The sequence below is a fragment of the Mycobacterium asiaticum genome (assembly GCF_001668675.1).
Taxonomy (GTDB): Bacteria; Actinomycetota; Actinomycetes; order Mycobacteriales; family Mycobacteriaceae; genus Mycobacterium; species Mycobacterium asiaticum_D.
On record NZ_LZKQ01000120.1, the window covers coordinates 33,704 to 44,658 of the forward strand.

Below are 10,955 nucleotides of genomic sequence, written 5' to 3' on the forward strand. Positions count from 1 at the left end.
GGTGATCAGAAAAGTGTTGTCCGCGGTGGCGATTGCGCTCGCCGCCGCGACGGTGACCGCGAATCCGGCCGGCGCCGATCCGAGTGTGTACGGCGGCCTCAGTTGCGGCTGCGAAAGCGGCGAAACCATGTTCCCGAGCCGAGGCACCATGCGTGAGCAGATCGATACCGGGATCGAGAACGGTTTGACCGACCTGCTGGGTGACGACAGTTAGTTCGCCGCTCCCCGGCCCACCGCCTGCACCGAAGCGTGCTCGTGCAACGCCTGCTCGGCCTCGGGCGGCACGGGTTTGAGGTCGAAGACGACCTTGCGCACGGTGCCGTTGAACGCATACGGCGCCTTGTCTTCGTACTCCCGGTCGACGACGAGGCCGTTGTCGCGTCCGACGTCCATCCCCGCGTAGGACGTGAAGGCCAGGGTGACCGTCTGGGGCAGTTCCCCTTCGCCGATACGACGGTCGTTGGCCCACAACGTCACTCGGCCACCGGAGCCGACGACGGGCCGATCGGTTTCGAACAGCATCCGGACGGTGACCGCGCCGGTGGGGATGGCTTCGGTGGACACCTGCCGATAGGTTTCGATGCCGAGGTAGGAGTAGGTGTGGTGCAGTAAGCCCGCCTCGTCGGCCCACAATGCGAACCCGCCCATGAAGTCGGCATTGGCGACGATCACGCCCCGCGCACCTTCCTCGGGCACCAGCAGGTGCGCTTCGATCGCGTACGACCGGCCGAACACTCGGGGCACCATGCCGCGCTGAATGTTCTGGATCCCGCCCTGGAAGGTGACCTGCGTGGTGGGCGGCAGCGGCGGCAGGTCGCCGAACATCACCGCCAGCCCGCCGAGCAGCGGCAGCACCCGGTTACGTTCGGCTTCTGCCCACCACAGTTCCTGCAGCTCGGCGAGCTTCTCGGGGTATTTGGCAGCGAGATCGTTGGCCTGGGAAAAGTCGTCGGGCAGGTAGTAGAGCTCCCACACGTCCTGGTCGGGGTCGTAAGTGCCGGGCGCGAACCGCGCCATGGTCTCCGGCGAGAGGTCCCACGGTGCCTTGTCCAGCCGGGCGCAGGCCCACCAGCCGTCCTTGTACAGCGCGCGGCTGCCGAAGTTCTCGAAGTACTGCAGCGTGTGGCGCTCCTCGGCTTCGGCGTCGGCGAAGGTGTGCAGGAAGCTGGTTCCGTCCATCGGTTCCTGATCGAACCCGTCGACGCTGACCGGTTCCGGCAGACCGATGGCCTCCAGCACGGTGGGCGCGATGTCGATGCAGTGCGCGAACTGGCTGCGGATCCCGCTGCCGGCGGGGATGCGGCTGGGCCAGGCCACCACCATCGGGTCACGGGTGCCGCCCAGGTGGCTGGCCATCTGCTTGCCCCACTGGAACGGGGTGTTGTTGGCGTGCGCCCAGCCGCTGGCGAAATGCGGTGCGGTGAATTCGTCGCCGAGCGCCTCGATGCCGCCGTACTGCTCGATGAGCTCCAGCTGCCGGTCGGCATCCAGGTCCAATCCGTTGAGGAAGGTCATCTCGTTGAACGAGCCGGTGTTGGTGCCCTCCATGCTGGCGCCGTTGTCGCCCCAGATGTAGAACACCAGCGTGTTGTCCGACTCGCCAAGCTCGTCGATCGCGTCCAGCAGCCGGCCTACGTTCCAGTCGGCGTTCTCCGAGAACCCGGCGAACACCTCCATCTGGCGCGCGTAGAGCTTGCGCTGACTCTCCGAGAGGCTGTCCCAGGCCGGGAACAGGTCCGGGCGCTCGGTGAGCTCGGCGTCCGGCGGGATGATCCCTAGCTGCTTCTGACGCTCAAAGGTCTTTTGCCGGTAGACATCCCAGCCTTCGTCGAACTGGCCTTTGTACTTGTCGGCCCACTCCTTGAACACGTGGTGCGGGGCGTGCGTGGCACCGGTCGAGTAGTACAGCATCCACGGCTTGGTGGCGTTCTGCGCGCGCACGGTGTGCAGCCATTCGACGGCCTTGTCAGTCAGGTCGTCGGGGAAGAAGTAGGGGCGGTCGCCGTCGCTCTGCGGGATGCCGATGACGGTGTTGTCCTGGCTGATGATCGGGTCGTACTGGCCCGCGGCCCCGGACGGGAAGCCCCAGAAGTGGTCGAATCCCCAGCCGATCGGCCAGTTGTCGAACGGCCCCGCCGCGCCCTGGACGTTGTCCGGGGTGAGGTGCCACTTGCCGAAAGCACCTGTGACATAACCGTTGTCGCGCAGGATCCGGGGCAGCGCGGCGCAACTGCGCGGCTTGACTGTTGAGTAGCCGGGGTACGGGCCGGGAAACTCGCACACCGATCCGAAGCCGACGCGGTGGTGGTTGCGGCCGGTCAGCAGCGCCGCGCGGGTGGGTGAGCAGACCGCGGTGACGTGAAAGCGGTTGTAGGCCAAGCCATTCTGGGCTATTCGGGACAGCGACGGGGTGTGGATGCCGCCACCGAAGGTGTCCGGGCCGCCGAAGCCGGCGTCGTCGATGAGCACGATCAGCACGTTGGGCGCGCCCGCGGGCGCGGCGGCGCCGGGCACGATCGTCCAGTCCCCCACCGATTCGGCGACGGTGCGCCCGATGGTGCCACCGAAGCTTCCCGGCGGTATCGGCAGCCTGGTGCGGTCCGGGTTGAACTTGCCCATCGCCTGCTGCAGCGCCGCCCCGAGCGCCCGCAGCGAGGAACGGCTGAGCTCGGCAACGGATTTCATCGGTGAACCGGACAAGGTTTGTTCCACCGCTAGGCGTCCCTGCGCCGGTGTGACGGCGATGATCAGGGCGCTGCCGGCCGCCAGCGCCTGGCCGATCTTGTCGGCCAGGCCGCTCTTGATGCGATGGTGGGCGAACGTCCCGGCCAGCGCGCCGGCGGCGGCGCCCACCGCCGTCGACGCCAGCAGCGCCGGCGAGAACAATCCGACGGCCAGCCCCGCACCCGCCCCGAGCGCCGCGCCGCGGCGACCGAGCTTGTTCCCGGTGTCCAGCACCACGTCGTTGCCGTCGGCGTCCTTGCCCACCAGCACCGCCCCCTGCAACGGCAGGGTGTCGGCGTTGGCCCGGCCGGCCAGGTTCGCGAAGTCACCACGGGCAGCGTCGAGATCCTGGTATCCGGCAACGATGACCAGTGCGTTCTCTTCACTCATAGCGACCCTTCCTCTCGTCGGCTGATGAACTCGCGGCGCGACCCGGTGATCGGGTCGTCGAACTCGATGCGCTGCGCCAGTAGTCGCAGCGGGGTGCTGAAATCATCGTCAGCTACGGGAATGATGGTGGGATACAACGGGTCTCCAAGTATCGGCACACCCAGCGACGCCATGTGCAACCGCAGCTGGTGGGTGCGGCCGGTGCGCGGGGTCAGCCGGTACAAGCCGTCCGGCGAGAGTAGCTCGATGAGCGTCTCGGCGTTCGGCTCACCGGGCTCGACGACGGCCTGTAACTGACTGCGGCGCTTGATGATTCGGTTGCGCACCACCCGCGGCAGCACCAGTTGCGGGTCGACCGCAGCACGGGCCAGATATGTCTTGCGCACCTCGCCGCGCGCGAAAAGTGTTTGATACCTGCCCCTTAGCTCGCGGCGGGTGGTGAACAGCAGCACCCCGGCGGTCAGCCGGTCCAGCCGGTGCGCCGGGCTGAGTTCCGGTAGGTCCAGCTCGCGGCGCAGGCGAACCAGCGCGGTCTGCGCCACGTGCCGGCCCCGGGGCATGGTGGCCAGGAAGTGCGGTTTGTCGACGACGACGATGTCGTCGTCGCGGTGCAGCACCTCGATTCCGAACGGTACGGGCACCTCCTGCGGCAGGTCCCGGTAGAGATACACGCTCGCCCCGGCGGGCAGCACCGTCGTGCCGTCGACCACCACGCCGTCGGCGTCAACGACTTCTCCGGCAATGACTTTCGCCCGCGCGGCCGCGCCGAACCGGGTGGTCAGCTCGGCCAGCACCGCGCCGCCGTACAGCCGGACCCGCGCCGGCCCCAGTCCGTCGCGAACCGGAAGGGGCGCAGGCCTCAATTGAGCGGTACCGGCTCGAGGATCTCGGCCCGCGCCTCGGGTGCGCTGGCGCGCAGCTCGTCGGCGGACACGTCGTCGGGCTGGGCTTGGGAGAGGACTTCGGCCTCCACCCGCGCCTTGTAGTTGGCGACCTCACGGTCGACGTCGGCGGAGCTCCAGCCCAGCACCGGGGCGACCAGCTCGGCCACCTCGCGTGCGCAGTCGACGCCGCGGTGCGAGTACTCGATCGAGATCCGCATGCGGCGCGCCAGGATGTCCTCGAGGTGCAGCGCCCCCTCCGCGGCCACGGCGTACAGGGCCTCCACCTTGAGGTAGCCGGGCGCCTCTTTGATCGGGCCCAACAGGCTGGGATCCTTCGCCGCCAAAGCCAGCACCTCGTCGATCAAAGACCCGTAGCGGTCCAGCAGGTGCCGCACCCGGTAGGGGTGCAGGCCTCGCATCGCGCCGACGTTCTCGGTCTGGTTGATCAGAGCGAAGTAGCCGTCGGCGCCCATCAGGGGCACCTTCTGGGTGATCGACGGCGCCACCCGGGCCGGGATGAACTCGGCCGCCGCGTCCACCGCGTCCGCCGCCATCACCCGGTAGGTGGTGTATTTGCCGCCGGCGATGGCGACGAGACCGGCCGCCGGCACCGCGACCGCATGCTCGCGGGACAGCTTGGAGGTCTCCTCGCTCTCCCCGGCCAGCAACGGCCGCAGCCCGGCGTACACCCCGTCGATATCGGCGTGGGTCAGCGGGGTCGCGAGCACGGTGTTGACGGTGCCCAGGATGTAGTCGATGTCCGCCTTGGTCGCCGCGGGATGGGCGAGGTCGAGGTCCCAGTCGGTGTCGGTGGTGCCGATGATCCAGTGGCTGCCCCACGGGATGACGAACATGACCGACTTCTCGGTGCGCAGGATGATCGCAACGTCGCTGACGATGCGGTCGCGGGGAACGACCACGTGCACGCCCTTGGAGGCGCGCACCTTGAACCGGCCCCGTTGCTTGGACAGCGCCTGGATCTCGTCGGTCCACACCCCGGTCGCGTTGATCACCACGTGACCGCGGACCTCGGTGATCTCGCCGTCCTCGGAGTCGCGGACCCGTACTCCGGTGACCCGGTCGCCTTCCCGCAGCAACGCCACCACCTGCGTGGAGGAGCGCACCACCGCGCCGTAGTGGGCCGCGGTCCGTGCGACGGTCATGGTGTGCCGCGCGTCGTCGACGACGGTGTCGTAGTAGCGGATACCGCCGATCAGGGAGCTGCGCTTGAGCCCTGGACTCAGCCGCAACGCCCCGGCCCGCGTCATGTGTTTCTGCGCCGGGACCGACTTCGCGCCGCCAAGACTGTCGTAGAGGAAGATGCCCGCGGCGATGTACGGGCGCTCCCACCAGCGCTTGGTCAGCGGGAACAGAAACGGCATCGGCTTGACCAGGTGGGGTGCCAGGGTGGTCAGCGACAGCTCGCGTTCGTAGAGGGCCTCGCGCACCAGGCCGAACTCGAGTTGTTCCAGGTAGCGCAGGCCGCCGTGGAACATCTTCGAGGAGCGGCTCGACGTGCCGGAGGCGAAGTCGCGGGCCTCGACCAGCGCGACCTTGAGTCCGCGGGTGGCCGCATCCAGCGCACAACCGGAACCCACCACACCGCCGCCGATGACGACCACGTCGAACTGCTCGGTACCGAGCCGCTGCCAGGCCGCCGCGCGCTGCTCAGGTCCCAGCGATGCGGCAGGCTCGTTCTCGATCGGGTTGCTCACGACAACAGGCTCCTGTCGGTTACTCGTCGGTAAGCGGTGCTCAGGCAAGGTTAGTTGCTTCGCGGTCCGAGAGTCGGCCTTCGTTCTTTGAATTCGGCCTAATCCAGATCGTCATGCGCCATCAGGCGCCGGGCGGCCTCGGTGATGGACCCGGACAGCGACGGGTAGACGGCGAGCGTCTGGGCCAACTCGTTGACCGTGATGCGGTTGGTCACGGCCACCGCGATGGGCAAAATCAGCTCGGAGGCGATCGGCGCGACCACCACGCCGCCGATCACCACGCCGGTGGACTTGCGGCAGAAGATCTTCACGAAGCCCTGCCGCAGCCCGGACATCTTGGCCCGGGCGTTGGTGTGCAGCGGCAACATGATGGTGCGCGCGCTGAACGATCCGTCGTCGATGGCCGACTGCGGAACGCCGACCGCAGCGATTTCCGGCCGGGTGAACACCGTCGCGGCGACGGTGCGCAGCCGGATCGGGCTGACTCCCTCGCCCAGGGCGTGATACATCGCGATGCGGCCCTGCATCGCGGCCACCGAGGCCAGCAGGAGCAGGCCGGTGCAGTCGCCCGCCGCGTAAATGCCCGGCACCGAGGTCCGCGAGACCCGGTCCACCTTCAGGTAGTCGCCGGGTGCGAGCTTGATGCCCACGCGTTCCAGGCCGAGCCCGCTGGTGTTGGGCACCGAGCCGATGGTCATCAGGGCGTGGCTGCCCTCGACGGTGCGCCCGTCGGTCATGGTCACCAGCACGCCGTCGCCGGTGCGTTTGACCGATTCGGCGCGTGCGTTTTTGAACAGCTGCACGCCGCGTTCGGCGAACGATTCTTCCAGGACCGCGGCCGCGTCGGCGTCCTCGTAGGGCAGCACGCGGTCCCGGCTGGCGGCGACACTGACCTGCACGCCCAGCTCGGTGTAGGCGTGCACGAACTCGGCGCCGGTGACGCCCGAACCCACCACGATCAGGTGTTCCGGCAGTTCTTTGAGGTCGTAGAGCTGGCGCCAGGTCAGGATCCGCTCGCCGTCGGGCTGCGCCGAGGGCAGCACCCGCGGACTGGCGCCGGTAGCGATCAGCACGAAGTCGGCGTCGTGCTCGGTGACGGTGCCGTCCGCGGCGGTTGCCTTGATGCGGTGCCCGGCCAGGCCGGGGACCGGATCGATCAGCTCACCGCGCCCGGCGACCAGGCGGACGCCCACGTCGCGCAGCTGGGTGGCGATGTCGTCGGATTGTTCGGCGGCCAGGCGCCGGACCCGAGTATGGATCTGCGCCAGGTCGATTTTCGCGTCGTCGATGTCGATGTCGAAGCCCAGCCGTGGCGCGCGGCGCAGTTCGGTGCGCAGCCAGGTCGAGGCGATGAACGTCTTGGACGGCACGCAGTCGGCGGTGACCGCGGCTCCGCCGATGCCGTCGGAGTCGATCACGGTGACTTGGACGTCGGGGCGGGCGTTGGCGGCCACCAGGGCGGCTTCGTATCCGGCTGGGCCACCACCGAGGATCACGATGCGAGTCACCACTTGAACCTAGCCCGCTGACCATGCGCATGCCGTCTAAGCTTTCCCCCGTGCCGCTTTACGCCGCGTACGGATCGAACATGCATCCCGAGCAGATGCTCATGCGCGCACCGCACTCGCCGATGGCCGGAACTGGCTGGTTGCCGGGGTGGCGGCTGACGTTCGGCGGCGAGGACATCGGCTGGGAAGGCGCGCTGGCGACGGTGGTCGAGGACCCTGATTCGCGGGTGTTCGTCGTGCTCTACGACATGACGCCAGCCGACGAGATGAACCTGGACCGCTGGGAAGGCTCCGAGTTCGGCGTGCACAAGAAGATCCGTTGCCGGGTGGAGCGTGAAACGTCGGACACCGACATCGATCCCGTGCTGGCGTGGCTGTATGTGCTGGACGCCTGGGAGGGTGGACTGCCGTCGGCGCGGTATCTGGGAGTAATGGCCGACGCCGCCGAGATCGCCGGAGCGCCGCCGGAATATGTGCACGACCTGCGCACCCGGCCCGCCCGCAATATCGGCCCCGGAACGAGCGGGTAGGTCTCTTTCCTTGCGCGCGACTCGCCCTGGCAGCGGTCGCGCCCGCGCGCTTTCCCTGCCGCTCCCTGCCGCTCCCTGCCGCTCCCTGCCGCGAGCGTGCACAGATGTCCGGCGACACGCCGCTGGGACCGGCAATCTACGCACCCTCGCGCCGGGGGTCAGGCCGCCATCGCTCGTTCCATCCGCGCCCTCAACCGTCGGACCAGATCGGCGGGATACCGTCGCACGTCCTCGGCGACAATCGGCACAACCACCCAATTGAGGTCCTGAGCTGCCGTCCAGCGCTCGCGGTCGTTGAAGAATGCCTCCGGACCACTGTGCCAACCGACGCCGTCGTACTCGGCGAGGAGCCGGTACTGCGGCCACGCGAAGTCGAACCGCCGTACCTTGCCGGAGAGGTCGACGACCTCGTACTGCAACAGCGGTGTCGGCAATCCGCCGTCGATCATGACCAGCCTTGCCTCGCTCTCCATCGGGGACTCGGCCAGCGGCGAGGCCAGCGGCAGCAAATCGCGGACGTGCACAATGCCACGGCGGCCGGCCTGCAACTCCACGACCCGCGCCAGGTCGCCGCGGCTACAGGTGGTGCTGCGTAGCGCGGCGTCCAGCGTCGCCAAGGTACGAGGCCGCTTCAGTGTGCGGGCCACCTCGATCGCCGTCCACGCGGGTGTGGTGACTGGTCGGCCGGCCAGCACTTTCAGCGGCGCGCCGTTGCGCCGATGCACAACCAGGCCCGGCGCCGGTCGCAGTTGTCGGCGAACGGGATTGAGCACGTGCACTTTTGATGTCTGTTCGGTGTCGAAGCCGTATGCGGCTGCGGCGGTACCCATACACGCCGCGACCGTTGTGCCGGCCGCCAAGTCGAGCCCACGCAACCGCTGGGCCGTCGTCGGATTATCTCGGCAGTAGACTCCATACCAAATCCGTTGCAGTGCACCACAATTCAAGTACACCTCAAGCTCGCGACGGGTAAGGAATTTCCGGACTTGCGCGGCGGTCGCGACTCCGCCTTGGGCGGTCAGCAGTTGGTCGAGATCTGCATTCATGCCGGATATCGTCGGAGCGCGTTGCCACCCACACAATTCACTGCGCGAAGGTGCGAAGAATGCCGGCTTGCGCGGCGTGTCGCCGGACATCTATGCACGCTCGCGACAAGGAGGAAGCGCGACAAGGAGGAAGGGCGGTAAGGGGAAGGACACGAAAAGGAAGGGCGGGCGAAAACTCAGAAGGCGCCGGACTGCTCGATGATGTTCACCATCACCCGTACACCGATGGCCAACGCGCGCTCGTCGAGGTCGAATGTCGGCTGGTGCAGGTCGAGCTGCGGGCCCTCCCCCGACCACACGCCCAGCCTTGCCATCGCGCCGGGGATCTCTTCGAGGTACCAGGAGAAGTCCTCGCCGCCGCCGGACTGGCGGGTGTCGGCCAGCACGTCAGGCCCGACGGCTTCGATGGCGTGGGTGAGGATCCGCGTCGAGACGTCCTCGTTGACCACCGGCGGCACGCCGCGCCGGTATTGCAGCGTGTGCTCGATCGCTAGTGGCGACAACAACCCGGCGACGGCCTCGCGGATGATCCCTTCCAGGTCGATCCAGGTCTGCCGGCTGGCCGTGCGCACGGTCCCGGCCAGCACCCCGCTCTGCGGGATCGCGTTGGGCGCCACCCCCGCATTGACCGCCCCCCACACCAGCACCGTGCTGTTGCGCGGGTCGATGCGTCGCGACAACACCCCGGGTAGGCCGGTGATCACCGTGCCCAGCCCGTAGACCAGGTCGGCCGTCAGATGCGGGCGTGAAGTATGACCGCCCGGCGAGTACAGGGTGATTTCCAGCTGGTCGGCCGCGGACGTGATGGGTCCCAGCCGCACCGCCACCTTGCCCACCTCGAGGCGGGGATCGCAGTGCAGTGCGAAGATGCGCGACACCCCGGTCAGCGCACCGGCCGCGATCGCGTCTATCGCGCCACCGGGCATCAGCTCCTCGGCGGCCTGGAAGATCAGCCGCACCCCTACCGGCAGCTCGGGCACCGACGCCAGCGCCAACGCCGTCCCGAGCAGGATCGCGGTGTGCGCGTCATGACCGCAGGCATGGGCGATGTTCGGCATGGTCGAGGCGTACGGCGCGCCGGTGAGCTCGGCCATCGGCAGCGCGTCCATGTCGGCCCGCAGCGCGATCCTGGGCTGATGCTCGGGCCCGAAGTCGCAGGTCAACCCCGTCCCACCGGGCAACACCTTGGGGTTCAGTCCGGCGTCGCCCAGCCGCTCGGCGACGAACTGGGTGGTCGCGAACTCCTGCCGGCCCAGCTCGGGGTAGCGGTGGATGTGTCGACGCCACGCCACCAGGTCCTCGTAGTGGGCGGCCAGCCAGGATTCGGCGCTGTCGACCAGGCTCATGAAGCCGCCCTGCGCTGCTGTGCCGCCAGCACCCGGTCCCGCTGAGCAGGGTCCTCGGCGAGCGCGACGACCGCGCGCGCCAGCATGATGGCCCCGTCGACCACCGCCAGGTCGGCGCTGGGTCCGGCCGCGGCATCGGCGAAGGCCCGCTGATGCACCGTCGCACCCCCGGCATCGACGCCGATGATCGGATGGATCCCCGGCAGCACGTGCGTCACATTGCCCATGTCGGTGCTGCCCAACGGCAGCCCCGCCTCGATCTCGGCCGGCACCGGTTCGCGCCCCAGCCGGCGCATCTCCGCCCGGCAGACGTCGGCCAGCCAGCGGTCCGGCCGCAGTTCCGCGTACGCCGGGCCGGCCTCTTCGATTTCGTACTCGCAGCCCGCCGCCAGCGCGCCGGCCGCGAAGCAGGCGTACATCCTGCCCTCGAGTTCACGCAGCGAATCCGACTCCACCGCCCGCATCGCATACTTCAGCGCCGCCTGCCCCGGGATCACGTTGACCGCCTGCCCGCCGTCGGTGACGACGCCATGGGTCATCTGTCCGGGCGCCAATTGCTGGCGCAGCAGGCCGATGGCCACCTGCGCGACAGTGACCGCGTCGGCGGCGTTGACGCCGAGATGCGGCGCGACGGCCGCATGCGACTCCTTGCCGCGGTAGTGCACGGTCACCTCGGACAGCGCCAGCGAGCGCGCGCCGGCGATATCGGACGGCCCCGGGTGCACCATCACGGCCACCGCGACGTCGTCGAACGCCCCGGCCCGCAGCATCAACTCCTTGCCACCACCGGACTCCTCGGCCGGCGTGCCCAG

Annotated in this window: 8 protein-coding genes and 1 pseudogene; 2 read left to right on the plus strand and 7 right to left on the minus strand. The window is 68.7% G+C overall.

The genetic code is table 11. The features are described 5' to 3' along the window. The first annotated feature begins 1 nt into the window (after position 1). Positions 2 to 214 (plus strand): hypothetical protein, encoded by a 213-nt coding sequence (locus A9X01_RS10630; protein ID WP_065120724.1) that lies wholly within the window; start codon positions 2 to 4, stop codon positions 212 to 214. Here the strand turns inward: A9X01_RS10630 and A9X01_RS10635 are convergent. The 4 genes and pseudogenes from A9X01_RS10635 to A9X01_RS10650 all read right to left on the minus strand — a co-directional run. Beyond that, positions 211 to 3,114 carry an arylsulfatase gene (locus A9X01_RS10635; RefSeq protein ID WP_065120725.1) on the minus strand — a complete coding sequence of 968 codons (2,904 nt, stop codon included), beginning with the start codon at positions 3,112 to 3,114 and terminating at the stop codon, positions 211 to 213. The two genes, A9X01_RS10630 and A9X01_RS10635, sit on opposite strands and share 4 nt — an antisense overlap. Further along, positions 3,111 to 3,977, minus strand: a complete 867-nt coding sequence (locus tag A9X01_RS10640) for a pseudouridine synthase (protein WP_065120726.1) — start codon at positions 3,975 to 3,977, stop codon at positions 3,111 to 3,113. The genes A9X01_RS10635 and A9X01_RS10640 overlap by 4 nt, the downstream gene beginning before the upstream one ends. Further along, positions 3,974 to 5,713 (minus strand): glycerol-3-phosphate dehydrogenase/oxidase, encoded by a 1,740-nt coding sequence (locus tag A9X01_RS10645; RefSeq protein ID WP_065120727.1) that lies wholly within the window; start codon positions 5,711 to 5,713, stop codon positions 3,974 to 3,976. Before A9X01_RS10645 ends, A9X01_RS10640 begins: the two co-directional genes overlap by 4 nt. An 18-nt stretch (positions 5,714 to 5,731) precedes the next feature. Further along, a pseudogene (locus A9X01_RS10650) lies at positions 5,732 to 7,224 on the minus strand (NAD(P)H-quinone dehydrogenase); the annotation flags it as partial. 47 nt (positions 7,225 to 7,271) lie between these two features. On the opposite strand from A9X01_RS10650, the gene A9X01_RS10655 reads away from it, so the two are divergent. Next, a complete protein-coding gene (locus A9X01_RS10655; protein WP_065120729.1) occupies positions 7,272 to 7,751 on the plus strand; it encodes a gamma-glutamylcyclotransferase family protein in 480 nt (159 codons plus the stop codon). A 158-nt stretch (positions 7,752 to 7,909) separates the two neighbouring features. On the opposite strand, the gene A9X01_RS10660 is transcribed toward A9X01_RS10655, so the two are convergent. The 3 genes from A9X01_RS10660 to A9X01_RS10670 form a co-directional block, all read right to left on the minus strand. Then, complete coding sequence (locus A9X01_RS10660) at positions 7,910 to 8,797, minus strand: type IV toxin-antitoxin system AbiEi family antitoxin (protein ID WP_065120730.1); 888 nt, start codon at positions 8,795 to 8,797, stop codon at positions 7,910 to 7,912. Between the two features lie 176 nt (positions 8,798 to 8,973). Then, the gene (locus A9X01_RS10665) at positions 8,974 to 10,143 is read right to left on the minus strand and encodes a M20 family metallopeptidase (RefSeq protein WP_036353101.1); all 1,170 of its coding nucleotides are present in this window, start codon (positions 10,141 to 10,143) and stop codon (positions 8,974 to 8,976) included. Next, positions 10,140 to 10,955, minus strand: an 816-nt coding sequence (locus A9X01_RS10670) for a peptidase dimerization domain-containing protein (protein ID WP_065120731.1), incomplete at its 5' end; no start/stop codon positions are given. The genes A9X01_RS10670 and A9X01_RS10665, both read right to left, overlap by 4 nt.